26 protein-coding genes are annotated in these 25,813 nt (G+C 37.7%); 5 read left to right on the forward strand and 21 right to left on the reverse strand.

Features of this window, described 5'->3' with window-relative positions:
• Nucleotides 1-52: 52 nt before the first annotated feature.
• From BTHG_RS04810 to BTHG_RS25690, 13 genes are all read right to left on the reverse strand, one after another.
• Nucleotides 53-901: a MurR/RpiR family transcriptional regulator gene (locus BTHG_RS04810; protein WP_010282942.1), complete on the reverse strand. Its 849-nt coding sequence runs from the start codon at nt 899-901 to the stop codon at nt 53-55.
• An 86-nt stretch (nt 902-987) separates the two neighbouring features.
• Nucleotides 988-2,046 carry a Gfo/Idh/MocA family protein gene (locus tag BTHG_RS04815; protein WP_010282943.1) on the reverse strand — a complete coding sequence of 353 codons (1,059 nt, stop codon included), beginning with the start codon at nt 2,044-2,046 and terminating at the stop codon, nt 988-990.
• Nucleotides 2,047-2,086: 40 nt separating this feature from the next.
• A complete protein-coding gene (locus tag BTHG_RS24275; RefSeq protein ID WP_010282944.1) occupies nt 2,087-3,091 on the reverse strand; it encodes an ROK family protein in 1,005 nt (334 codons plus the stop codon).
• 27 nt (nt 3,092-3,118) lie between these two features.
• Entirely contained in the window at nt 3,119-3,913 is a 795-nt protein-coding gene (locus BTHG_RS04825) for a M55 family metallopeptidase (RefSeq protein ID WP_010282945.1), read from the reverse strand.
• A gap of 12 nt (nt 3,914-3,925) precedes the next feature.
• Nucleotides 3,926-4,942 (reverse strand): Gfo/Idh/MocA family protein, encoded by a 1,017-nt coding sequence (locus BTHG_RS04830; RefSeq protein ID WP_010282946.1) that lies wholly within the window; start codon nt 4,940-4,942, stop codon nt 3,926-3,928.
• Between the two features lie 12 nt (nt 4,943-4,954).
• Complete coding sequence (locus tag BTHG_RS04835; RefSeq protein WP_010282947.1) at nt 4,955-6,079, reverse strand: mandelate racemase/muconate lactonizing enzyme family protein; 1,125 nt, start codon at nt 6,077-6,079, stop codon at nt 4,955-4,957.
• A 13-nt stretch (nt 6,080-6,092) separates the two neighbouring features.
• Nucleotides 6,093-6,794: an N-acetylmannosamine-6-phosphate 2-epimerase gene (locus tag BTHG_RS04840; protein ID WP_010282948.1), complete on the reverse strand. Its 702-nt coding sequence runs from the start codon at nt 6,792-6,794 to the stop codon at nt 6,093-6,095.
• A 181-nt stretch (nt 6,795-6,975) separates the two neighbouring features.
• The gene (locus tag BTHG_RS04845) at nt 6,976-7,875 is read right to left on the reverse strand and encodes a carbohydrate ABC transporter permease (RefSeq protein WP_010282950.1); all 900 of its coding nucleotides are present in this window, start codon (nt 7,873-7,875) and stop codon (nt 6,976-6,978) included.
• A gap of 16 nt (nt 7,876-7,891) precedes the next feature.
• Nucleotides 7,892-8,746 (reverse strand): carbohydrate ABC transporter permease, encoded by an 855-nt coding sequence (locus BTHG_RS04850; RefSeq protein WP_010282952.1) that lies wholly within the window; start codon nt 8,744-8,746, stop codon nt 7,892-7,894.
• Nucleotides 8,747-8,947: 201 nt separating this feature from the next.
• Nucleotides 8,948-10,231: an ABC transporter substrate-binding protein gene (locus BTHG_RS04855; RefSeq protein ID WP_010282955.1), complete on the reverse strand. Its 1,284-nt coding sequence runs from the start codon at nt 10,229-10,231 to the stop codon at nt 8,948-8,950.
• A gap of 206 nt (nt 10,232-10,437) precedes the next feature.
• Nucleotides 10,438-11,388 (reverse strand): acetylxylan esterase, encoded by a 951-nt coding sequence (locus BTHG_RS04860; RefSeq protein WP_026021694.1) that lies wholly within the window; start codon nt 11,386-11,388, stop codon nt 10,438-10,440.
• 98 nt (nt 11,389-11,486) lie between these two features.
• Nucleotides 11,487-12,296: an MBL fold metallo-hydrolase gene (locus BTHG_RS04865; protein WP_010282958.1), complete on the reverse strand. Its 810-nt coding sequence runs from the start codon at nt 12,294-12,296 to the stop codon at nt 11,487-11,489.
• A gap of 266 nt (nt 12,297-12,562) precedes the next feature.
• Nucleotides 12,563-14,242, reverse strand: a complete 1,680-nt coding sequence (locus BTHG_RS25690; protein WP_187370751.1) for an alpha amylase family protein — start codon at nt 14,240-14,242, stop codon at nt 12,563-12,565.
• 331 nt (nt 14,243-14,573) lie between these two features.
• Here BTHG_RS25690 and BTHG_RS04875 point away from each other — a divergent pair, with 331 nt between their 5' ends.
• Nucleotides 14,574-14,873 carry a hypothetical protein gene (locus tag BTHG_RS04875; protein WP_010282962.1) on the forward strand — a complete coding sequence of 100 codons (300 nt, stop codon included), beginning with the start codon at nt 14,574-14,576 and terminating at the stop codon, nt 14,871-14,873.
• 71 nt (nt 14,874-14,944) lie between these two features.
• A complete protein-coding gene (gene mscL / locus BTHG_RS04880) occupies nt 14,945-15,325 on the forward strand; it encodes a large conductance mechanosensitive channel protein MscL (RefSeq protein ID WP_010282964.1) in 381 nt (126 codons plus the stop codon).
• Nucleotides 15,326-15,372: 47 nt separating this feature from the next.
• On the opposite strand, the gene BTHG_RS04885 is transcribed toward mscL, so the two are convergent.
• From BTHG_RS04885 to BTHG_RS27000, 3 genes are all read right to left on the reverse strand, one after another.
• Complete coding sequence (locus BTHG_RS04885) at nt 15,373-15,891, reverse strand: acyl-CoA thioesterase (protein WP_010282966.1); 519 nt, start codon at nt 15,889-15,891, stop codon at nt 15,373-15,375.
• A 186-nt stretch (nt 15,892-16,077) separates the two neighbouring features.
• Nucleotides 16,078-17,043, reverse strand: coding sequence for a bile acid:sodium symporter family protein (locus tag BTHG_RS04890; protein WP_010282968.1), 966 nt, complete (start codon nt 17,041-17,043; stop codon nt 16,078-16,080).
• Nucleotides 17,044-17,209: 166 nt separating this feature from the next.
• Nucleotides 17,210-17,362: a hypothetical protein gene (locus tag BTHG_RS27000; protein ID WP_010282973.1), complete on the reverse strand. Its 153-nt coding sequence runs from the start codon at nt 17,360-17,362 to the stop codon at nt 17,210-17,212.
• Between the two features lie 400 nt (nt 17,363-17,762).
• Between BTHG_RS27000 and BTHG_RS04900 the strand changes: the two genes are divergently transcribed.
• Nucleotides 17,763-18,941 (forward strand): YjiH family protein, encoded by a 1,179-nt coding sequence (locus tag BTHG_RS04900; RefSeq protein WP_010282975.1) that lies wholly within the window; start codon nt 17,763-17,765, stop codon nt 18,939-18,941.
• Nucleotides 18,942-19,324: 383 nt separating this feature from the next.
• On the opposite strand, the gene BTHG_RS04905 is transcribed toward BTHG_RS04900, so the two are convergent.
• The 4 genes from BTHG_RS04905 to BTHG_RS04920 form a co-directional block, all read right to left on the reverse strand.
• A complete protein-coding gene (locus BTHG_RS04905; protein ID WP_010282977.1) occupies nt 19,325-20,332 on the reverse strand; it encodes an ABC transporter ATP-binding protein in 1,008 nt (335 codons plus the stop codon).
• Between the two features lie 17 nt (nt 20,333-20,349).
• Complete coding sequence (locus BTHG_RS04910) at nt 20,350-21,159, reverse strand: ABC transporter permease (protein ID WP_010282979.1); 810 nt, start codon at nt 21,157-21,159, stop codon at nt 20,350-20,352.
• Between the two features lie 4 nt (nt 21,160-21,163).
• Nucleotides 21,164-21,967: an ABC transporter permease gene (locus tag BTHG_RS04915; protein ID WP_010282981.1), complete on the reverse strand. Its 804-nt coding sequence runs from the start codon at nt 21,965-21,967 to the stop codon at nt 21,164-21,166.
• Between the two features lie 108 nt (nt 21,968-22,075).
• Entirely contained in the window at nt 22,076-23,377 is a 1,302-nt protein-coding gene (locus BTHG_RS04920) for a purine/pyrimidine permease (RefSeq protein ID WP_010282983.1), read from the reverse strand.
• 113 nt (nt 23,378-23,490) lie between these two features.
• Between BTHG_RS04920 and BTHG_RS04925 the strand changes: the two genes are divergently transcribed.
• Nucleotides 23,491-24,474: a Gfo/Idh/MocA family protein gene (locus BTHG_RS04925; protein WP_010282984.1), complete on the forward strand. Its 984-nt coding sequence runs from the start codon at nt 23,491-23,493 to the stop codon at nt 24,472-24,474.
• Nucleotides 24,475-24,520: 46 nt separating this feature from the next.
• On the opposite strand, the gene BTHG_RS04930 is transcribed toward BTHG_RS04925, so the two are convergent.
• Nucleotides 24,521-25,165: an SDR family oxidoreductase gene (locus BTHG_RS04930; RefSeq protein ID WP_010282985.1), complete on the reverse strand. Its 645-nt coding sequence runs from the start codon at nt 25,163-25,165 to the stop codon at nt 24,521-24,523.
• Between the two features lie 171 nt (nt 25,166-25,336).
• Here BTHG_RS04930 and BTHG_RS04935 point away from each other — a divergent pair, with 171 nt between their 5' ends.
• Nucleotides 25,337-25,777, forward strand: a complete 441-nt coding sequence (locus BTHG_RS04935; RefSeq protein WP_010282986.1) for a cell wall hydrolase — start codon at nt 25,337-25,339, stop codon at nt 25,775-25,777.
• The last annotated feature ends 36 nt before the right edge of the window (nt 25,778-25,813 follow it).

Genomic DNA, 25,813 nt, shown 5'->3' on the forward strand with positions numbered 1-25,813 from the left:
CTAATTTATAAAAGAAGATGCAGCAAAAAACTGCATCTATAATAAACAAAAATTAGTACATTTTATCTAAGACTGCTTTAGCTGTCTGTTCAATTGATTTGAAGGTTTGACCCTTATCCTTTAATGCAATAACAGTTGTTAATATATCGAGTAAATGAAGTTGTGCAATCTTTGAAGCAAATGCACCGCCTTGGAGTGGAGACTCCTTGGACGCAGCTAATAAAATAACGTTTGCATACTTTGTGATGGGAGACCGTGCATGATTGGTTAAACAAATGACAAAGGCATTATTTTCCTTAGCAATTCGAATTGCGTCAACAACATCTTTTGTACTTCCTGAGGTGGATATGCCGAAAACCACATCATCCCTTGTTACGAGAGCAGCATTCATTGCCATCACGTGTGAATCGCTAGAATGGATCACGTTATATCCAAAACGCATAAACCGGTGATTTGCGTCCATTGCTGTGATACCTGATGAACCGATACCGAAGAAAAACAATCGATTTGCCGAGACAATTGCATTAGCAGCTTTCTCGAGTGCTTGTGTTTGTAATAAATTAAGCGTATTTTCAAGCGCATGCGTATTTTGGGTTGTTATTTTTCTAGAAACTACTTCAAGTGTGTCATTCTCTTCAATTTTTCCATGTACATGCTCTTCAGGACTAACAAGGTTTTGTGCAACAGCTAACTTAAACTCTTGATACCCACGAAATCCAAGCTTCCGACAAAATCGAATAACGGTTGTCTCTCCTACTCCTGATTTCTCTGCAAGATCTGTTACTGACGAATATACAGCTTCTTCCTTATCCATCATAACGAAATCTGCTACTTTTTGTTCAGCCTTTGTCAGTGATTTATAAATACTTGTTATCATTAATATTGGGTTCGATTTCGTCATCGTATTCAAATTCTACTCCTTCTTTTCGGCTTACAGGAAAAGTATAACATACATTCTATTATTCAATTATTATCGTAAGTAATATATTAAAACTGAATTTCTGTCCCCTTCTCACTAGATTCATAGATTCCACATAAGATTTTCATCATCTCGACTCCATCTTCAACAGGACTAATTGTTTCACTTCCGGTACGACAGCATTCAACAAAATAATCGATTTCGGATTGAAACGCCTTCACAAAATCAAAAGACAAATTGTCGATTTGTGGATTCAGATTCACAATTGTATCGTACTTTTCAGAAACAATGAGAAATTCAGGTTCTATTTCTGCTCCACCTTTTTCTCCAAATAATTTAACAGAAATCTCATCCTTCTTCGCATGAAGGGAAAAGCTTACATCAACAAATAATGATGCTCCGTTCTCAAATCGAATGAGAGCATTTGCAAGGTCCTCTACCGTATTTTTTGTTGCATCGAAATCTGATGCTTTGTAGTAAGATAAGTTTTCTACATTTGATCTATTTCCAAGTTTATGATAGGTATTACCAGTAATTGATTTCACTTTTGGCCGCCCCATTAGATACCAACATATATCTATCATATGAACACCTAAATCAATCAATGGTCCTCCACCTGAACGTTCTATATCAGAGAACCATCCTCCAGGATTTCCTAATCTTCGAATACAAGAGGCCTTCGCATAATAGATATCACCTAATTCATCATTCTGTATAAATTTTTGAAGAATTTGAGTGTTGCTTCCGTATCTTCGAACAAATCCAACCTGAAGAAGTTTACCCGTTTCCTTTACAGTTCTTTCAACTTCCAATGCTTCTTCAACCGTTTTACATAAAGGCTTTTCAACAAGTACATTCTTGCCAGCTTTAAGTGCAGCAATACTTATTTCAGCATGACTATTATTCCATGTACATATACTGACTGCATCAATTTCAGGATTCGCTAACAACTCATGGTAATCCGTGTATACATGTTTTGCACCATATGTCTTTGCTTTTTGCTCTGCTCTATCACGATTGAGATCACAAACCGCAACTATTTTGGCACGATCATTTTTGGCATAAGAACCAAAATGAAGATCAGAAATACTTCCTGCACCAATAACTCCAATATTTATCTTTTTCATTGTCGTCCTCCTCAATTTAACGATAAAATTGTAAACCAGTTTACTGTTTATTTACTTCTTTTATTACCTCTACATCAACTCCATACACCCATGGTTGAATGGCCGAACCTATTAATCCTGCATCATTACCGAGTTGGGTCCCTTTTATCTCAACTGGGTCCACTAGGGAACGGATACCCAATTCACCTACTCTCTCGCGTACCTTATTAATAAACCATTCCCCCTCTTGTAATACTCCACCACCTAGAATGATCAGTGTTGGATTAAAGGTATGTATCATGCTAACAATCGCAAATGAAAGGGCATTAATAGCGGTCCCTACCACTCTTTCTGCTACTTCATTTCCTGCACTCATTAATTCAAATACAAGTCTACTTGTTACTTCTTCGGGATGTTTTTGATAATATAGTAGTTCACTATTACCTTCGCTTTCATGATAAGTTATTAATGCCTCCCTCATCATTCTTGCGATTCCCGTTCCTGACGTGTACGTCTCAACGCACCCCTGAAATCCGCAGTTGCATAAAGGCCCATTCATATCCACTGTAATGTGGCCTAATTCAGCCCCGCCTCCCCATGCACCTCGAAGCAACTTACCTCCTGTGATTACCCCGCCGCCAACACCAGTTCCTAGAGCCAGGCATATCAGGTTTTCAACATTCCTTCCTACACCGAGTTGCTGTTCTGCAAGGGCAAGAACATTTACATCATTTTCTACAAAAATAGGCAAATCAGTTTTCTGTGAAAGAATATCCCTTAACGGAACATCATTCCAATCTTTGATATTTGCTGTTCCTGACAGAACTTTGCCTTTTTCAAAATCGATTTGCCCAGCAGTACCAATACCTATACCAACCAGCTTTTTCCCTTCCGTTTTCGCAGTCTCAGACAGGGAAAAAATAATATTCTCAAGTAACTGGATGATAGAATCTTTTGTTTCTTGAGGCGTTGAGAATGTTTTCTTGATTACGACACTCCCCATTTTGTTTATAATGCCCGCTGCAATCTTTGTACCGCCAATATCAATTCCAATTGAATATTCCATTATTATTACACCTCTACCCACAACTATTTATAAAGCTATTGAAAGAACTTCAATAATATCGTCACTTGAATATGAGGCAGTTAAACCGTCAATTCGTTTACTTCGTGTACCATCAAAATACCTTTGATCGAGTTGGTCTGTACTTAGAAATTTCATTACTAGTTCGTATGGTGCATCTAATGTAGTCGGCATCACATTTGTCCTAGTAGCAATTGATTCTTTTATCGACTCTTTTAATTCCCTGTATACTAACTTTGGTGGTTTAATCAAAGCTGCATGTCTTCCAAACCCTTCTTTTGTTTCGTATGTTCGTACGTTCGGAATTTCCTCAATTGCCTCTGCACACGTTTTTTTATCTCCCGTTACGATAAGGACGGGTACATTATGTAAACCAAATAAGAGGCTATCAATTCCGATTTCACCTATAGGTCTTCCATTGAGGTGAATGGATTGCCAACCGACTGATGTCATTGTATGGTCCCTAATTGCATATTCTGTTCCACCCATTGCGTGATACCCAATTAACATTGCACCGTCAAACGTTGAATCCAACCCTGGGAAGCGGTTGGATACATTTGTTGCCCCCATACAATATCTCGCCCCATGATGTAATTCAGAAGCGATAAAATTAAACCCTGTTCCATGAGCATCCTTTACATAGATGTCGTTAACACCAGCCTCAAGTAACCCCTCAATTACCACATTCACTTCAGTAGTTAAGAGTTTCCTTGCCTCTTCATAATACAATTCGCCTTTTTTCAACTGTTCAGGTAGTAAGATACCTGCGATTCCCTCCATATCGACACTTACATAAACTTTCATAACATGCCTACCTTACAAGTAAACTTCTTTTTGATTTTTAGAAGATTCGTAGATTGACAGGATTAAGTCAACAGCTTTTCTTGCTTCCTCGCCAGGTACCATAGGGTCTCGATCCTCGATAATTGCGTTCGCCATATCTTCTATAAAATTATAATGGCCAATTGACCTTACTCCTTCAATATTTTTCTGGTCAATTTTTATCTCTTTCGTAATGTCTCCTTTTTCCATGGTTATCCATTCCTGGATTCCATTATCGTCAAAGATAATTGTTCCCTTTTCCCCATAAAGCTCAATTCGTGTATTTCTCTCAGGAAAAACGGAGGTGGTACCCTCAATTACTCCAAAAGCTCCATTCTTACATTCTAAAACAGACACAGCAGTATCCTCGACCTCAATATTTCTTGATAATGCAGCTGTTCTTGCAAACACTTTCGAGACACCACCTGTTAGCCAAACAAATAGGTCAATCCCGTGAACACCTTGATTCATGAGAGCTCCTCCACCATCCATCTCCCATGTACCACGCCAACCAGCACTATCGTAATACGCTTGGTCACGGTAATATTTTAAGTAGGCATCACATAAAATCAGCTTTCCAATTTCACCAGTAGTGATGGCCTCTTTTACTGTTTGAACGATGCTTGTGGCCCTTCGTTGGTAGACACAACCTAATTTAACTCCTTGTTCACTACAGGTTTCTATCATTCGAGTCATAATGTCCGCTTTTATCTCGAGGGGTTTTTCGCAAAGTATATGCTTTTTAGCCAATGCAGCATCAATCGCAATTTGACCATGTGTTCCGCTAGGTGTACAGATTGAAACGACATCTATATCTTCCATAGCAAGAAGCTCTTTATAATCAGATACATAGGTAGAGACACTAAAGGTTTCCGCAAACTTCCTTGCTGTCTCCAATCGCAAATCAGAGACTGCAATGAGTTCAGTAAAAGGACATGCAATTATCGCCTCAGCATGTAAAGGAGAAATTACACCACAACCAATGATTCCATACCTAATCTTTCGACCCATTTTACCCTCCTCCTAAACTAGAAATTTAAATACTTCGAGTTTTTTAGAATCTACGACACAACCGATGCCATACCCTGACGGTAGTGAAATCGCTCCCGCTTCAATACTCTTTTTGTTTTGAATTGGATCATCCTCTAAGAAAAACGGGCCATTCAAATCAGATGGAATCTCGATTCCTAAATAATTGAACAAGTGAGCACTACTTGTAAGTCCTAAAGTCGATTCTGTTAACCCACCACCAAGTAATCCAAGATTGGCTTCTTTTGCAATTTCTCCTGCTAATTTAGCACCCGTAATTCCTCCCATTTTGGTGAGTTTAATCACCGCATAATCACAGGCCTCAAGTCGAATCGCTTGTAATACATCACTAGGACTCCAAATACTCTCGTCTAAAGCGATTGGAACTGACGTTTTTCGTCTCAATTCTCTAGCCCCAAGCAAATCGTTTGCTTTTAAAGGCTGTTCAAAAACGTCCACCCCTATGTTTTCCATTTTCTTCGCTGCCTTTATTGCTTCCGGAAGCGTATAACCTTGATTTGCATCCACTCTAAAAAATAAATTTGGTGCTTCTACTTTCACTGCTTCCAAAACTTCCATATCAGTATCAACATTGAATCCGATTTTTACATCAACCGCTTTATACCCATTATCATGGGCATATCTCGCTTTTTTGACAGCATCCTCAATGTTCCTTGTACTTATAAGATATGATAAATCAATGTTTTCTTTTGACTTTCCTAGCCAAATTTCTGATAAAGTTTTGTTAGAGTTTTTTCCAATTAGATCATAAAGGGCCATATCTACAGCTGCTTTACAAATGGGCTGACCCTTTGAGAAACCAGAGGAAATTTCCTTATCAATCAGTTCATGAATCGTTGTGAGATCATCAGCCTTTTTTCCAATGAGCATCGGTTTAATGTATTTTTGAATGGTTGAAACAACAGTCTCTATTGTTTCATAACTCCATCTATGACTTGGTCTAGCTTCTCCCCAGCCTTCGGAACCGTCTTCAGAAACGATTTTCACATAAACATGCGGCGCACCTTGATTACTGTCTCCTACTGTCCCACCTGAAATTTGAAAACTTTGTTTCATAGGCAATGACAAAGGAAAGACTTCGAGGTCCTTGATAATCATTTTTTATCACCTGTCATTTCTTTAGTTCTGCTTTTTGAATTCTTTCTACAAATCTCTTTGTTATGTCCTGTGGTCTTGTAATTGCAGAACCTACCACTATTGAATGTGCACCATTTTGAAAAGCTATAACTGCCTCGTCTGGTGTCGATATTCTACCTTCCGCAATAATTGGTACTTTACAAGTAGCGGTCAGGTCCTTAATTAGCTTAAAATCAGGTCCCTCCATTTTAGGACTATATGGTGTATATCCAGAGAGTGTGGTAGAGATAAGATCACATCCCTCTTCAACAGCAGCAATACCTTCTTCAACTGTAGATACGTCAGCCATGATTAGACTTGAACTATTTTTTCTGATGTACCATACCAACTCTTTAAACGTAACACCGGTTGGTCGATCCCGAAACGTTGCATCTAGTGTAATAACATCTGTTCCAGACTCAATTAGCTCAGAAATTTCCTTTAAGGTAGGTGTAATAAACACATCACTATCCGGGTAATCCCTTTTAATAATGCCAATCGTCGGCAATCCAGTTGCTTCCTGAATTGCAATGATATCTTCCTTTCCATTTGCCCGTATCGCAACAGCTCCACCCATTTTGGCAGCAAGACCCATTTTCGCCATATACATCGAACCATGTAATGGCTCATCCTCTAAAGCTTGACACGATACAATTAATTGTCTATATATTACGTCCAAAAACTCCTGTTTTTTCATCATTTCCCCTCTTTTTTATAATCGCACCAACGAAATGGAAGAATAATCCACCGGCTGAATAACAAAAAGGATTTTTTCTTCACCGCTATCCAAAAAAAATGGTAAATGAGGATCTTTTACATCATATTCTATGTGTGATTGGATACGATTTAGAATTTTTTTCTAAACTAAATTGGAATCATTACCCTTTTACGGCACTGCTATATGCACCTTTTATAAAGTAATTCTGAAATGCCACAAAAACAATTAATATTGGTATGAGGGCAATGATTGCACCTGCTGATACGAGTCGTGTATTCGTTACAAAGGCTCCTTTTAAGTCATACAAGCCTACTGTTAACGGATATGTGTTTGGATCTTGTAAAACAAGGAGTGGCCATAAGAAATTGTTCCAAGAACCTATGAAACTTAAAATCGCTAATGTCGCAAGCATCGGCTTTACCATCGGAATCATAATATACCACCAAATTTGCCAAGGTCTAGCACCATCAATAATGGCGGATTCATCAATTTCCTTAGGGATACCCATAAATGCTTGCCTCATTAAAAAGATACCAAATGCTGAAACAGCCCCAGGCAAGATAACACCAGAAAATGATCCGATTAAGTGTAGTTTTTCCAGGATCAAATATATCGGTATCATCGTTACTTCTCCAGGAATCATCATCGTTGACAGAATGACTAAGAACACAATATTTTTCCCTTTAAAATTCATTCGTGCTAACGGAAACGCAGCCAGCGAACAGAATAGTAATGGTAAGATAACTCCCCAGAAGGCTAAAATTGTACTATTCCATAAATAAAGAGGAATTGGGAGTGTATTCCATACTGTAATAAAATTATCTAAGGTAATATTTTCAGGAATAAACTTTGGAGGAAATGAAAAGATAGCTTCGTTTTGTCCCTTTAACGCAGTCGAAACTGACCACAAAAAAGGTACAATCATCACAACCATTACGACTATTAAAAAGAAATAGGATATAATCAGGCGAGTAATCTTCCTTTTACTTGGTAGATTCCGAAACTGCCCTTTTGGTTTAATGTCTGGCACTGTGCTTGTGTTTGTTTGTGTAGGCTGCATATATTACTCTACCTCCTTAAGACGGGTTATCCAGTGTTCGTTTATTTAATAAAGTCAAAATTAGGATGATAATAAATAGAATAAAAGAAATTGCACTAGCATATCCCATTTCCAGTTGTCTAAAAGCTTTTTCAAAAACAAGGAACACAACGGTTTTTGATGCCCCTATTGGTCCACCATCAGTCATTGTCAACATTAATGTAAACTCTTTGAAGGCTGACATCGTTGAGATTACGGCCGTAAAGAAAATAATCGGCTTTAACATAGGAAACGTGATATGAATATGTTTTTGCCAGAATCCGGCTCCATCTAGTTCAGCTGCTTCGTATAAATCTGTTGGGACAGATTGTAACCCGGCTAGATAAAAAAGCATATAATAACCCAAACCCTGCCATATCGTTACAATGGCAAGACTAATCATTACAAATCCCCTACTCGTTAACCAATCAATCGGATTAATTCCAATTAGGCTTAACAAGTAGTTAAAAATACCATCACTTGCAAACAACCAGTTCCACAAAATTGCTGTAATGACAACGGAAACGAGTGCCGGAAAATAATAAGTTAATCGAAACAATTTAATTCCTATTAACTGCTGATTAACAAGAATTGCCAGAAAGACTGGAAGAACAACGAGTGCAGGTGTGACTAAAACCCAATAATAAGCTGTATTTTTTAATGCATTCCAAAACTCTTCATCTTTAAATGCCCTAATGAAATTTTCTAACCCCACCCAATCTACCGTTCCCATAAATACATTGTATTCTGTAAAGCTTAGCCCCAGGGCTGCGAGGGCCGGCAGTAAGGTAAACGTGGTTAACAAAATACCGGTTGGTAAAAGAAACATCCAAGCGTGTCTTGCTTTATACATACAATCACCCCTACTATAGTCACGAATGCTAGTCTGGTTAAACATGCCATGAAGATCAACTACATTTGATAAAAGAAACTTCAACTAGTGGAGTTTTCTTTTCGAGACCCGTTTTTAGAAAAGAAGGCATTCACTATGCCTTAAGCAATCATGAATGCCATAGATAATTACTATCAATCTATTAATGAAATGCACTGTATCTTATTTTGTCTTGAGAAGCTCATTAATCTTCGCTTCAGCATCTTCAATCGCCTTCTGAGGATCTTTATCTTCTAATAAGACCTTGTGGAATTCTTCGTTAACAGCCTTATTAATCTCTGAAATATTCTCAACAGGAGCGAACATATCCTTCGCAATATCTAACTGTTTTGCCGCATAAAATTTACCTTTTTCTGCAGGATCATCCGAATTTTCACCTTGAGTGAAGAATTCATCAGCTGCAGCTTCTTTTACTGATGGGAGAATTGCAACAATCTTACTGAATGCTAGCTGGCTTTCAGCGTTTGTAACAAACTTAGCAAATTTAACAGCCTCATCAGGAGCCTTCGATTTCGCAGAAACCGCAATGTTCATAATTGATACATGTCTAAATCCTGACGAACCAACAATTGCTGGTGCTGCATCAGATTTATCATATACTTCTGGTGAAAGGTCTTTAACTTGGCGATAAAGTTGTGGACCAGTACCCCACCATGCCATTTTCTCTTGGGCATACCATTCGTTTGGTTTTGCTTGAGCTAACAAGATTTCTTTTGGAATCAAGCCTTTATCAAAACGCTCTTTAAAAGTCTTAAATACTTCAACTGCCTCAGGCGTATTAATGGCGGCACTCTTTAAGTCTTCTGAGACTAAAGGAATACCATTTTGCGGCAAGAATAAATGGATGTCAATTGGTGTATTTCCATATACCCCCAACTTTTCATAAAGAATCTCTGACATTTCCCAAGCTTCTTCCTCACTTGCAGGTGGATGGTCAATACCTGCCTTTTCTAATAATTCCTTATTGTATAAAAGACCACCAGTTGATAGATACCAAGGAAGGGCATATGTCTTGTCACCTAAATTTCCTGCTTCCCATACACCTTCAAAGAAATCATCCTTAACATCTGCCGCCTTTTCTGTAAGATCCATTACAGCTCCAACGGCCGCAAGTTTCTTAAGGTAGTCTGTGTTTAAGTTCATAACGTCAGCAAGCTGGCCAGATGCAGCAGCTGTTAACGTCTTTTGCTCAACAGTATCATATGGAATGTCTTCCCATACTACGGTAACTCCAGGATTTTCCTCTTCGAACTGGTCGACTAAACCGTTTATGTAATCATCAAATGTAGGGCTAAGTGAAATCGTCCAAAACTTAATTTCAACATTCTTTTTCTCATCTTTCTTACCTTCGTCATCATTACCTGCACTTTCATTGTTCGAACAGGCAGTTGCAACAAAAAGCATTAAAACGATCAATAACATTGAAAGCCTTTTCAATCTTTTCAATTCGATTTCCCCCTTTTTTAATTGAAGAAGATTTCACATCCGAGTGGAACTTTGCTCCTAAAACATAAGGCAATAGTGAATATATTCTTCAAATTTTATTCTATTGCAAGAAAATTACCTTGTCAATATAATTGTAGAAATTTTTAGAAATTTAAATCTACAACAATGGAGAGCACGAATCTATTGTCCTTTCAACCTTACATTATTTATAAGTTTTCTTTTATATAAGCAATTGTTCCATCGATATGCGAGATAATTCCTGGTGCATCATGTCCTGAGAATGGGTATGCAATGATAGATTTAGGTGCATCAATCTTGTTATACACCCCGTAAATGGATTGTGGAGGACAAATTAAATCCTTGAAGGCAACTGAAAGTCTCGTTTTACTCTTGATCTTCGGTGCTAAATTAAGATTGTCGAAATAGGAAAGAGTTTCAAATACCTGTTTACTTTTTTCAGGATATCTGTGCATAAAGTTTTCAACACTCATGAGAGATCCTTCGAATTTTTGCTGGATAGCAAGTTCGATATTGCACATATTTGGAACATCAGCAACTACTAATGAAGGTCGATTGTCAAGTGCAGCAACCGCTAGTGAAATTCCTCCACCTAAGCTTGCTCCGTGCAAGCAAATTCTGGATTTATCAATTTCCTCTCTCGTAAAAACAACATCGACCGCTCGTTTGCAATCCATATATATCTTTCTATAATAGTATTCATATTTATCAAGGATTCCTTGTGTAGCCCATGTTCCGGTAGCACTAACCGAATAATATGTGTCCTCGGCGCTTTCACCATGCCCTCGACAATCTACCGCCAAAACCGCATATCCTTGAATAATCCATTTCATGTAACTAGATATAGAACCTTTGTTACCACCATACCCATGAAAAGTAATGATACACGGCAGATTTCCACCTTGATTTTCAGGTAAAATGTAATAAGCATTTATGGGTGTTTGTGCAAATCCCCTATATATCAAACTGTAAGCTTCAATTTGACTGAGTGGATAATCAATCTTTTGCATTTGGATTTGGAGTGGAGTATCATTTAATTCCCTCAAGGTATCTTCCCAAAATTGTAGAAAATCCTTTTCTCTAGTCAGTTCAGGTTTATAGTTTTCAAATTCTTTGATTTGTTTTTCGTAGAATAGCATTGGCACCCTCGATTCCTTTGTTTTTCTTACCATTTTTTCAGTGATTAGATTACGTATTTTTCTTCCTGACCTATCTTGTTCTAGATAGATCTGAAACGTCAAACGTGAAGGGTTATTCCATCGTAGGCAACTTTTATACCACTAGAAGCAAAGATTTCTTCTAAATCATCGTGCATTAAGCCAATATTATGGGAAAAATGAGTTGCGATGATTTGACCTTCATTCGACATGATGTTTTTATCAAGAAATACTTTCTGTATATCCTTAACTGCCTCGATATTAAGATGATTTCTTCTCCCTGGTAAAAGCCCATTTGTACAATCCAAAATCGCTACATCGATTTTCTTAGTGGATAACCATTCCCATGTTTGTTCCGGAAACCACCCTGTGTCATGACCATGAAATATCTTTTTTCCATCCTTCTCAATGTAAAAGAGCAAACATGTTTCTAACGGGTTATGGTCTGCAGGCAACGGCGTCACCTTTGCTGTGCCAACTTCGTACGTAGTAAAGGGATGCATTAAATTAAATGTAAAATAATTTTCAGTGTGCCATAATACTTCTTTACACTTATAGATAGCTGCGTCATTTCCGTATATATGTAGTGGATACGAAAAATCATGTGCAAAGCCTGGTGTTCTCATTCCTAGGTCCTTCGGGTTAAAATGGTCCATGTGAGTATGAGTAAATAATAAGTTCTCTACTTTCGAAAGATCGAGATTATGTGTTAAGACATGGTGATAGGTGTCCGGTGGAAAATCAATTTTAATAGTATCATCGATAATAGTTGAAGAACGGGTTCTTATATTCTTTCCCCCTAGTTCTCTTGCCTTTTTACAATGTTTACAGTTACAAAATAACCCCGGAAACCCCTCTGCCGCTGCTGTACCTAAAATTTGTATTTTCATATAATCTCCCTTTCTTGTTAAAAAGTAAGAAATTTACCTCCATACTTACATGAAATGGAGATAATTTCCTGACTTTAGTATAAATTTACTTTTTATAAAATTCAATCTATTATCCAAGACAAAAGCGCCAGCGTATGATGCTCCCAACCACACGTTGGAACTAGACTTAGATACACTCATAAAACCATATCCATAGTGATAAATATTTATCATTTCCTAGACCATGAGAAAGGAGCAGGTTAATATAACCCGCTCCTCCTTCTGTATTACGTATCGCTTCGAACCATTTTTAAGAGTCCAGGAATATGATGCGGAGTTTCACTAGGCTCTGCAAATTCCTCTTCTAAAATATGCCACCAATCAAACCATTCTAGATACACTAAATCAAAGATCATCACACCATGTGTTAATTCGATATCTTTGCGAAGGGCCTTCCGGAACTGTTCTGGGTTATTCATATATTGATTGAGATATAGACTTCCGTATACAAATGTCGATTCATTAATAACATCCATCGCTAACTCAGCAGAGCCTTCGACACTATGCTCCGCAATTCTACCATTAGCAATAGCTTCTTCTTTTGTTACATGTTCAAAATACGTACCTGTCATGATGAAGTCTAATGTTTCGGCATAACCCGTTTTGTGATAATCCGGAGTAGTCCAGCTATAATCCGGTTGATACGTTTTACTTGCCCAGTTTACACCCTCACTGTAATAATCAGAATACCATGCACCGACATATGTGCTAAAATAAACATCTTCATTTAAATTATGGATTGTGTTCTCTGCCTTTTTAAAGAAGGATTGAATATTTCCTGCACGCCATTCAATCCATTTTTTGTACCAATGGCCTTCTTTCATACTTTGCTGACCATTCTCGTCAAATTTGATTTCAAAAATATCTTGTGGGAAATTCTCAACCTTTTGCCCAATATACTCTTCAAATTTTTCACGGCTTAATTCACTGAAATCTGCGTAAATATTATTGTATCTTGCACGGTCAAGAACAATACCATCCACGTCATAATTTGAAACTAATTCTTCAATGATACCTAATTCATAATTCTGGACATCGTCACGAATAGGGTTTACAAATGTTGAATGGCCAGCGGCTTGTGAGGAAGGTACAAGTTTTGTTTCAGTTGATGAAACGTCCAGCTTATCTCCAACCTTCACGTTTTCTAATAACCAAGTTCTTGCTGTACCGTGTCCAGAAAGAACGTAACCGTTTTTAGGAATTGTTAAAGCTGGAGTACCATATGTGTTACGGTCAGAAACTTGTGTGACAACACCATCTGTCACTTGAACTTCTGCACCCCAACGGTTGGCAGGTGAAACATCATACTTGTCTGGCGTATATAAAACAAGATAATTTGTATTTCTTGTTGTATTTGAACCGTCAATTTTTCTTGTTTCTCCATTTGATGCTGTTGCTACCCTTGAGCCTTCATAAATAACTGATTGCCATTCTGGATTCTCGTAAGCTGGTCCTTCTTGGAAAGTCGTGCTTCCTTCTGAGAACACATTGATGGCCGCATGTACCTTAATACCGTATTTATGTGCCTCTTCTATCACATTTTGTAATAAATCATAGTTCTCAGGGTATCCTTGAAATTTATCAATCTTTTTAGATGTACTTGCATGAGGAGCTAATTGACTATTATAAGCAACAAAACCTGTTGAATTTTTAATATCTAAAATAATCGTGTCTATATTTGCTTTTGCTGTCTTACCAACAATCTCTTTCACTTTTTCTTTCGTATTAAGGTACTCGATATTGGCTGACAAATCATACCAAAGAATTCTTCCTTTTTTATCAGGATCTTTTATGATGTTTTGTAATACATTCTTCCTGGCGGTATCATTACCGCCTTTAGCTGAAACTGGAATAACCGAAAAAGTTAACAATAAGAAAGCAGTGACAATCACAATTAATTTTTTCATAACTCGCTCCTTTTTCTCCTTTTCAATTATGGTTTCCTTTATGTATTTCAACGCTGAAAATCTGCTCGTCCTCCTTTTTTTAGAATTATCTAAATAATAGCACATTTATTGAGAATGGAGAATATTTTCTCCATTTTATTTAAATAAACAGGAAAAATTATCTAAAATTAGTAATGCTATTATAAATTTTAACAAAATTATCTACTACTAAAGACCCATCTTACTTTAGAAACTTGATTCTCCTACTCGTACTGTTTCCTAATTTCAGCACTCCCTTTTCTTTTGGTATAATATGAGCTAAGTAAGTATAGATGTTGAGGTGAATATGTCAATGGCTTTTGGGATTAAACGAAGAGAACTTCTTGAGTGGAAGAAAAAGGTTTCTGATGGAGAAATCGCTTTTCTTACACATTATTGGATTGACGAGCGTTTTCCAGGAATGACGACGGTAACAAAGGTTGGTTGTGCAGACCTTGAAAAACTCAAGAGTTGGGGTAAAAAATACAGGATTCCTTCCAAATACATCCATAACCGGGCTGGTTTTCCCCATTTTGACTTATTAGGAGACAGACAAATCGAAATACTAAAAAGTGAAAACCTACTCCATCAACTAGAAAAGTTCAAGAGTTAAGCCATTTGTACTATTTTCTTCTGATAGCTTTTCGGTAGAATAAGAAATGAATTTGAAAGGAGACAAACAATATGCTAAATGATTTTAAAAAGTTTGCCTTAAAAGGAAATGTAATTGACCTTGCTGTCGGGGTAATCATCGGAGGAGCATTTGGAAAAATCGTTACATCGCTAGTAAATGATATTATTATGCCGTTAGTTGGCTTTTTGTTAGGTGGAGTAGACATATCTAAGGCCTCTATCCCCTTTAACGGTGAGGAAATCATGTATGGTGCATTTCTGCAAACAGTTGTGGACTTTTTAATTATTTCTTTCTCTATTTTCCTCTTTATCCGCTTTTTCCAGCATTTTAAGAAAAAGGAAGAAGAAAAACCAGCTGCAGATCCAACTCCAACAAAAGAAGAACAACTTCTTACGGAAATACGTGATTTGTTAAAAGAACAACGTGGGTAATTGAAAAAAGGTTGTCCAAGTCATAATCGACTTTGGGCAACCTTTTTTTACACTTCCCATGGCAAAGCGAGGCTAAATTTCGATGCCATTTTTTCGTTTTCTTTTTTACGTCTTTTTCTATTTTCCGCACGCTCTTTTCCAGATTCGTGAAGCATCTTTTCTTCCTCAGACTTTGGTATAACTTTCGGAACGGGCTTTGATTTACCATTTTCGTCTAATGCGACAAAAGTTAAAAAGGATAAAGCACAAATATTCCGTTCTCCTGTATATAAGTCCTCAGCAATCACCTTTACAAAAACCTCCATTGATGATCGACCAGTATAAGTCACATAAGCTTCTAAACAAACCGAACTCCCTTCATGAATTGGATGAAGAAAGTCTACTGAATCCGTTGATGCTGTTACAACTGGTGAACGTGAATGGCGCGATGCTGAAATGGAAGCAACATCATCAATATACGCCATGAGTTTACCGCCAAACATTGTTCCATGGTAATTCGTATCAGGCGGAAATACATTGCTTGTCTTCACAACAAAAGATTCCCTACAATACTTTGCCTCTTCCATATGTATGTCCCCCAATCATTTTTCTTTTGTCTATTCTGCACGTTTTTCTTCAATTTCAAACTCATGAGTTTTCCCCACACAAAGTTGCGCTTACAGAAAGACCTCAACATATAATCCTAGTCGTTTGCACCATGAAATTCAATCTATTTTTTAAAAGAAAATACGCTAGCCAGTGGCTAACGCATGTTACGCAGTGAATTTTTGTTCAACGCGTTCGAACGAATATACACGGTCAACAAATAGAGCATAAATCGAAGCTAACACCTGCTGGAACAGCATTCCCACAACAACAGGAACAGCAACCTCGGATGGGAAGAATGTAATTGCAATGACAGCACCAGCACTAATATTTCGCATGCCCCCAGTAAAAATAAGGGCGATAATAATATCTGGATTTAATTTCATCAAGCGACCGATTCCCCACGCAATTAAATAGCCACAAAATGCAATAAAGAAAACGACCGCTCCTGTCATTATTAGTTTCATATTTACATTTTTTAAAAAGGGAGCAATTTCCGCACTATTGATCATGACCACCACACCAAGGCCAATTTTTGAAAAAGGGGCTAAGGTTGGACTAATTGTTTTTGTGCAATTTCCTTTTGTTAAATGATTAACAACCATACCGAGAATAGATGGAAGAACAACCATGAAAAAGAGACCTTGCATAATACTCATAACGTCCATTTCTACATTGCTTCCAACAAATAGTTTTAGGCTGTACGGTACGATAAAAGGTGATAATAAAGTATCAATCAAAATAATCGAAAGTGTCAGTGCGATGTTTCCGTGCTTCATCGCCACCCAGATAAAGCTTGAAACTCCTGTCGGAATAACTACTGCTAAAATCAAACCAGTAATTGTAAAAGTGTCACCCGGAAAGGTTAAATGGCCAACTATCCAAGCCCATGCGGGCATAATTAAATGTAATGTAAAAAGAGCAAGTATGATTGGGAATGGATTCGTGATTACTCTTTTTAATGAGCCGAAGCTTGAACTTAGCGCTCCAGAAAAAGTGATAAATGCAAAAATCCACGGTACCAAATACGAAAATGGAGCCAAGTATGCGGTCAGTAATACACCTATTACCACGCTTGTTGGTGTAATTAGTGGCATGAGCTTTTCTAATTTTTTGTTGAGTTTCTGTAACATTTCATCATTCTCCTAGTTTATGACTCTAACTCTATAAGACCATTATTCTAGTATACTACAATTTTATCATTTTTGAGGTTGTCTTATAAAGAAAATCAGAAAACTTGGGATTTTTTACCTAACAAAAAGAAGCAGTGCCACACGAAGTGACATGCCTCTTTTTTGTTTAACTCGGATCATTCTCGTCATATGCCAGGGTGGTAACTTGTGTGTAATCACCCTTCTCTATCTCTTCCATTGATGCATCCTCTCTTAGTTCGTCATCAATGTCCATTCCAACTGCAATTGTTGGGTCATCATGATTTTTACGTTTTTTCATCTAGAACCACTCCTTTCTTCTTTTTAGTATCCCCCATTATGATTTAGTTTTAGTTGGAAATGCTACAAAAAAGCAAGTAGAAATAACTGTCTTGTCAGAATAGTATTTTTATACGTTTGGAAGCATTTTTATTTAAAAATCACTCGCATTTTTATGCAAATTGTTATAAAGTATTCATTGTGACTTTTTCTGATTTAGTATTCGAGGTGAAACAACATGGAATTTCAAAAAACATCAAGAAAAACTAGCAATAGCTGATTATTTAAAATTTATTATTCCTTCCTTAATCGGAATTATTTTATTTATTGTTCCGTTTCACTATGATAATTCATTTACAATCCCCGTTGCCATTCTGGCAGGTATTGTACAAGATTTATTAGGTGGATCTATCCCTTATATAATGACTGGGTTAATTACGATTACTGGGATTATTTCTATTCTTTCAGTATTTATAAAACCTGCATTTATAACAAAGTCTCCCTTTTTATCTGGGTTATTTTATGTATCCCCAATTTGGGTCATTGCAAGAATTCTAGGGATGATTTTCGCAATTATGACTTTATTCGAACTTGGCCCATCTGCGATATGGTCAGATTCGACTGGTGGTACGTTATTATTTGATTTAATACCTGTTTTATTTTCCGTATTTTTATTTGCAGGACTCTTTTTACCCTTATTACTTGATTTCGGGCTCTTAGAGCTATTTGGTGCATTGTTGACGAAGGTGATGCGTCCCCTTTTTAGATTACCAGGACGTTCATCCGTGGATGCAATTGCTTCATGGTTAGGCGATGGAACGGTTGGGGTCCTCCTTACCAATAAACAATATGAAGATGGTTATTATACAAAGAGGGAAGCAGCGATAATTGGAACAACATTCTCAGTTGTTTCCATCACATTTACTGTTGTTATTTTAGCTCAAATGCGCTTGGAAAATATGTTTGGTCAGTTTTATTTTACGATTCTTTTCGCTGGCTTGGTTGCAGCAATCATTACACCGAGAATTCCGCCATTATCAAGGAAACCGGATACGTATTATGAAGGCACAACCCAAAAAGCAGACGAAAGCATTCCAGCGAATGTAAGTCGTTTCAAGTGGGGAATGAAACAAGCGGTAATTCAAGCGAAAAAAAGTGAAGGCTTTTCAAATGTGTTAAAAGGCGGCATGCAAAACGTACTTGATATGTGGATGGGTGTTGTTCCAGTCGTTATGGCAATTGGAACAATTGCACTTATTATTGCGGAGTTTACACCAATCTTCAAATATCTTGGGGCACCTTTTGTACCGATTCTATCCTTGTTGCAAGTTCCTGAAGCGGTTGCGGCATCTGAAACAATGGTGATAGGGTTTGCTGATATGTTCCTACCGTCCATTATTGGGGCTGATATACAAACTGATCTCACTCGATTTGTAATTGCAGGTGTATCCATTACCCAGTTAATTTACATGTCAGAGGTTGGAGGATTGTTACTCGGTTCAAAATTGCCAGTTTCCTTCTTAGACTTAGTTATTATCTTTCTAGAGCGGACACTTATTACATTACCAATTGTTGTTGGGATGGCGTATTTGTTTTTTTAAAATGTAAGTTTAATGCCCCGAAGCGAATTTCGGGGCATTTTTTATGCTAACAGCCATAAAAGCACGATTATCAGCCATAAAGTTAAAATAATGGCCATAAACCCTGAATAATCACCAAAAAACAAAAGATAACAGCCATAAAGACAAGTATTCCCCACGAGGCTATCCACCCGTGGGGCAAAACACAGTAAAATAATCAAATGCGACTTGGCGTAATTGTGCCCGATTTTTTTCGAGCAAGCTCGAAAAACTTCCCCTTAAAAATCGTGGCATCCGCCGGAGGCTTTGACTTTATTCAGCCGGTGTTTGGACCCTCTCTGGTTGGTTATTCTTATTGCATACATCCCCCACTTATTTAAGGTGGGGACTTCCGCTGAATAAAGTTAAATTTTCATCGGAACTTCTTCTTTTGTAAATCCTTCTTGATAAATCCGACTAATTATCGACTCGATTTCTGGCTCTTCTACAGTTAAATCTGTAATATTATGAGTCTTTGTGATTTGAGAAATCACATCTGAAGCCGAAAAATCATCTCGATTGAAGCGAATCCATTTTCGATTCCCTTCTTCTTTGCAAAGCTCCCCGTTTGATACATGTAAATCGATTCCATTTTCCTCAACATCGACGATTAATGTCCGCATTTTCCCGTATCGAGACTTAACCGCTGCAATATCACCATCATACACCTTTTGTCCATGATCAATCAGTACCATTCTTTTACAAAGCTTTTCAATATCCTCCATATCATGCGTTGTCAAAATAACCGTCACATTTCGAAGTTTATTGATTTCTTGTATAAACTCGCGCATCTTCTCTTTTGCCACCACATCTAGACCAATCGTCGGTTCATCCAAAAACAAGATGTCAGGGTCATGTAACAATGATGCCGCAATATCCGCTCTCATTCGCTGACCTAATGAAAGCTGCCGAACAGGTGTGTTTAAAAATTCCCCTAGGCCGAGAATATCAGTGAAGGTCTCCATGTTCTCTTTGTAACGGGCATCTGAAACGCGATAAATTTCTTTTAACAATTCAAATGATTCAATGGTCGGTAGATCCCACCAAAGCTGCGTTCGTTGACCAAATACAACACCAATACTTTTTGCGTTTTCCTTCCGATTTTCATATGGTATAATCCCGTTTACTCGAATCGAGCCACTTGATGGAACTAAAATTCCAGTGAGCATTTTTATTGTTGTTGATTTCCCAGCACCATTGGGCCCAATATATCCAACCATTTCTCCTTTTTCGATGGAAAATGAGATATCTTTAACCGCTTCTTTCGTGACAAATTGTCGGTTCACGACACTCTTTAAGGCTCCGACTAACCCTGTTTCTCTTTTTGCAATCTTAAATTCTTTCCTTAGATTTTTAACCTCAATAATGGCCATGACTGTCCCCCCCTACATCACGATCCGGCACTCTTATATCGACTCAAGCCAAGCATCCAAACATAATAAGCGATTATAAAAAATACGACTCCCACTAGCGGTGTTAAATACCCGATATAAGAAGGAAAATACGGTATGTCTTTATTTAAAATGAACGCTGCTGGAAAGTAGTTAACAAATCCAAAAGGAACGACAAATGCGGTTACCCACTGGACCACCTTAGGATAAATTGCTAGCGGATAGTTCGTTAAATTTCGGGCTGGGTACATGACAACCCAATAAAAACGCTCTGATTTTGTCGTCCAGAATGCTATCGCTGAAATAAATACAAGCAGTCCCCCTTGAATTAAAATTCCTCCGATAATGGCACCCAATAAAAACAGAATTTTACCGAACTGCCATTGAATTTCAAGGGCATTGCTCACCCAAATAAAGACAAGAATACTAAAAATAAATTGTCCGGCCGCCCCAATATCAAATTTCATTGCCATAAAATGAAAGAACGGGTTAATTGGCCGAACGAGAAACCGATCAAAGGTTCCGTTCACAATATACATATCCAAACTTCTGAAATGGAAAAAGAGGATAATACAAAATCCCCATGACAATACGGCAAGTGCAAATAGAAAGAGCAGCTCATAAAAGTTCCAATTTCCTAGCTCTTTAAATCGATAAAGCATCACCCACATTGTCACCGCAGTTCCAGTGTAGGCAGCCACCATCCCAACAATCCGCATAATGAACGCAAACCGATATTGCATCTGGGCACGGACACCTGCACCAACAAGGCGAAAATATAAACGAACATAGTCTACTACAGTTTTCATTTGTTTACCCTCCTTGCACAATTACCTTGTTGGACGCTTGATGCCAAACAAAACGGAGGATTGCATATGATACAGCTACCCAGAACAGCTGAATTCCAATTGATAGAATCACATCTTTTCCCGTCATTTCTTCTATAAAAATAGCATTTGGAATAAAATAGATTCCTTGAAATGGCAAATACCCCGCAAGCGTTTGCAACCACCCCGGGAAAAACCACAGCGGTATGACAGATCCTGATAAAAGTGAAACGGAAAAATAAAATATATCCTCAATTCCCCCTGTTTCAATGAGCCAAAACGTAAATAATCCAAATGTTAGCTCGATACAGTACCGAATTAGAAACCCTAAAAACCCTGAAATAATAAATAATACCCAGGTCATCCATGATGTTGGTAGGCTCAAATCAACAAAGAAAAATAATAGAATATATAAAGGCACGAGTGCCGTCAGCATGTAAAAAGCAACACTTCCAAAATCGGCAAATAAATAGCGTAATGGAACATCAAAAGGTCTCATTAGCTCTAGCGCGATGTCCCCTGTTCGAACTTTTTCCTGGAGTTCCCACAAAGGAGTTCCAGCACCATTTACGGCGGTTAAAAACTGGCTGACTACAACATATGTTAGCATTGCAGTTAATGAGATTCCACTTGCTTCTTCTTTTCCAGCGTAAAGTGCATACCAAATTGACATCCACATTAATAAAAAGATAATATTTGAAACCAACCTAGTCCACACGTCAAAGCGATAGGCAGCTGATTTCATAAAGGCTTTTTTCGTAAAAGCCATATACATTTTAACTGTATCCATCAGGTCACCTCTACTAAACTACGAAACGTTAGTTAAAAGCAAGGTATACGTAGGTACTTTGCTTTTAACAGATTTTTCTTTATAGTAGCACAGTTGTCTGCTTTACGACTAGGCTCTTTCTTTCTTTTTCGAACTCAACTTTGAAATAGTTTGTTCAATCAGAATAGCCACAACAGTACCAAGTACGAGACCATTATTTAAAATGGATGTTAAAATGGGGGGCACATTTTTAAATGCTTCTGATGGCACAAACATTGACCCTACCCCTACAAATAAAGAAAAAACAATGATCAACCGGGATCGGCTCTTGTTTTCTAGATTTTCAAACGCAGCCAATGCTGGTAGCATAAGGTTGGCGAAAATGATAAAAACGGTAGCGTAACCCACCGGTGCTGGTAAACCAGAAACGAAATTCATAATTCTTGGAAAGAAACTGATTCCTACCAAAATGAAACTACCAACAATGAACGGCAATCTTGTATTAATTTTTGTGGTTGCAATAAAACCCGCTGCGCCTGAGATTGGAACAGGTGCAACCGCAGAAAAGAGTCCCGCTAAAAGCTGATTAATCCCGGCCATAAATCCTGCGGGACGATACCGCGTTTTTTCTAAAGAAATATGTTGCGATTGAAGCACCTGTTCAACGACTCTCACACTGGCGATCAAGTTTGTAAGAAGCAACAGTGTAACGAGAATTGATGTTGCTATCATTCCACTATCAAAAATTGGATTCCCAAACACAAATAAGGTAGGAACTTCAATCCATTTATCCGAAGTAACTTTTGTTGGCTCAGTTAGTCCGAAGATAGCAAAAATAATCCACCCCAAGGCTAAACTAATTAACACGGAATATTGTCTAATCGCGCGTGGCCCTTTTTCTGCAAAAAGAAAGGTAAACAAAATAAGAAGAAGACAAATCACGAAGATTTTTAAGTTAACAGCTTCTACACCACGGTAACCAACACCAAAGATTCCTTTTAGAAAAGAACCGCTCAATTGTAGAGAAAGTAAAATTAAATAAGTACCTGTAACAACGGGAGTAAACAATTTTGAAAGACGATCAATAATACCGAAGATACTTAAAAGCATAAAAAGGATACCGCTCACCAAAATTCCCGCTTCTATTGCTCGGAGAGTTTCTTCACTTGATCCGTATAATGTCGGGCCCAATCCCGCATAAATAATAAACACTCCCCACCATAAACCAGCAGGTCCTTCATTGATTGGCAATCGATGTCCAAAATACACTTGTACCAAACAGGATAATCCCAACACAAGGAATGTCCGCTGGACAAAGCTAGCTGTTTGGGCTGGGTCCATGCCATAAATTGCTGCAATTGCGATGGGTGCCACAATCGAACTAGCGATAATAAAGGCTAGCCATTGTAATGAACTAAAAAAAACTTTCAATTTTCTCATCCCTATTCCATTTTGTTTGCTTTCCTATTTTAACATTTTTTTATAAATTTGCATGTTTGATATAATGATTAGATAGGATTACTTTTCACTAATGGAGGAAAATTATGATACGTTTTGGAGTTATTGGAACCAATTGGATTACAGATGCTTTTTTAAAAGCGACAAGTACGCTTGAAGATTTTACATTAACAGCCGTTTATTCACGGTCGGAGGAACGTGCCAAGGAATTCGCTGATAAGTATCAGGCACCCCATACCTTTACATCGATTGAAGTTATGGCTCAATCTGATGTGTTGGATGCAGTTTATATCGCAAGCCCTACTTCCTTTCATGCCTCGCAAGCAACTATTCTATTGAATCATGGTAAACATGTTCTTTGTGAGAAGCCGATTGCATCTAATACAAGAGAGCTAAAGGAAATGATTCAAGCTGCGAAGGCTAACAATGTCCTGTTAATGGAGGCTTTGAAGTCAGGGTTTCTCCCTTCTTATGCGAGTATTCGAGATAACATCGAAAAAATTGGCACTATCCGACGCTATTTTGCAAGTTTTTGTCAATATTCATCTCGTTATGACGCTTATAAGGAAGGAACCATATTAAATGCTTTCAAACCCGAATTTTCAAATGGTGCCCTAATGGATATAGGGGTGTACTGTATTTATCCGATGGTGCAATTATTTGGAAAACCTGAGTCGATAAAGGCAAGTGGACTTATGCTTGATTCCGGTGTTGATGGAGAAGGTGGAATTGTTGCCCACTACAAAGACATGGAGGGAATGGTGATGTTTTCGAAAATCACAAATTCCTATATCCCATCTGAAATACAAGGTGAAAAAGGCAGTATACTAATTGATAAAATTTCGGAACCAGAAAAAGTAGAAATTCGCTATCGTGATGGAAGTGTTGAAGATATTTCAATCCTCCCTGAGCACCACACCATGTACTATGAGGCAAAAGAATTTATTGACCTCATTAAAAAAGGCTTCCTCGAATCAACAATAAATACATATGAAAATTCGATTGTGGTGATGGAAATTCTAGATGAAGCACGAAACCAAATGGGGTTAGTATTCCCTGCAGACCGATGATGAAAAACGCTTGCGGGGATTTAACCGCAAGCGTTTTGTTTAATCCCTATAACTGTTTCAGTGCATCCTCAACCAGCACATCACCACTTACAAGGTCAAAAGATTGATTATATGTATGCTCCTCTGTTAAGGAAGCCACAATTACTTTTGCTACATCTTCACGAGGAATTGTGTTTCTAGTTATATTCTCTCCAAGCGAAACCTTCCCAGTACCTTCTTCATTTAACAGGCCGCCAGGTCGAACGATTGTATACGTTAAATCACTTTTTACAAGAATTCGATCAGCATAGTGTTTTGCAACATAGTATGGGCGAATTGCCTCATTCCATTTTTCTCGATTATTCGATCCTAGCGCACTTACCATAACAAACCGCTTTACATTTGTTTTTTCGGCAGCTTCAATTGTTTTCACAGCACCGTCAAGGTCAATTAACAGCGTTTGATCTGGACCCGTATGACCACCTGAACCCGCAGTAAACACAATTGCATCACAACCTGAAATAGCATCACTAATTTTATCAACACTATCAGCAATACTCGCCACAACGGTTTCTACACCTAAATTCTCAAAATAGGCTACTTGCTCTTGTTTACGTACCATTGCGAGTGGTGTATGTTCATTGCTTTCCTGTAAAAGCTTCACCACTTGTTTTCCAATTTGTCCATTAGCTCCGACTACACAAACTTTCATCAACCTAGCCCCTTTCTTTTCCATTTCTTTCATTATTACAAGTTAAGACAGAGATAGCAAATGAAAGGGCTTATGGTTCTATACGATAGATACAATCAACAAGATAAAAATTATATAAAACCGACATTTTTTGATGGGGGGTTCATACAATTCTTTTAGAGGTGATTAAAAATGCCAAGGATAAAATATACTGACAATGACGTTAATTTAATTGCAAGAATGATGAGGGCTGAAGCTGAGGGTGAAGGTCGCCAAGGGATGCTTATGGTTGGTAATGTCATTGTAAACCGGGTCAAAGCTAGCTGCTTAGATTTTAAAGATTTAAGGACAGTACGTGACGTAATTTTTCATGTTCAAGGAGGAAATTATTCTTTTGAAGCCGTCCAAAAAGGTAATTTGTTTTATAACCCAGCAAGAGAGGTTGAAAAAAGATTAGCAAAACAAACTTTAGACTACTGGAGAAATCATCCTTCCAAGTTTGCACTTTGGTATTTTAATCCATTTGGTCAATGTCCACCAACGTGGTACAGTCAACCATTTTCAGGACAATTTAAACAACATTGTTATTATGAACCACAGGCAAATACATGTGAGAGTGTTTATACTTATTAACCCCTATTCTTTGTGGGGTTTTTTTGTGTTTTCCAG

Origin of the sequence: Bacillus timonensis, assembly GCF_000285535.1 — a bacterium.
GTDB lineage: Bacteria > Bacillota > Bacilli > Bacillales > Bacillaceae_L > Ferdinandcohnia > Ferdinandcohnia timonensis.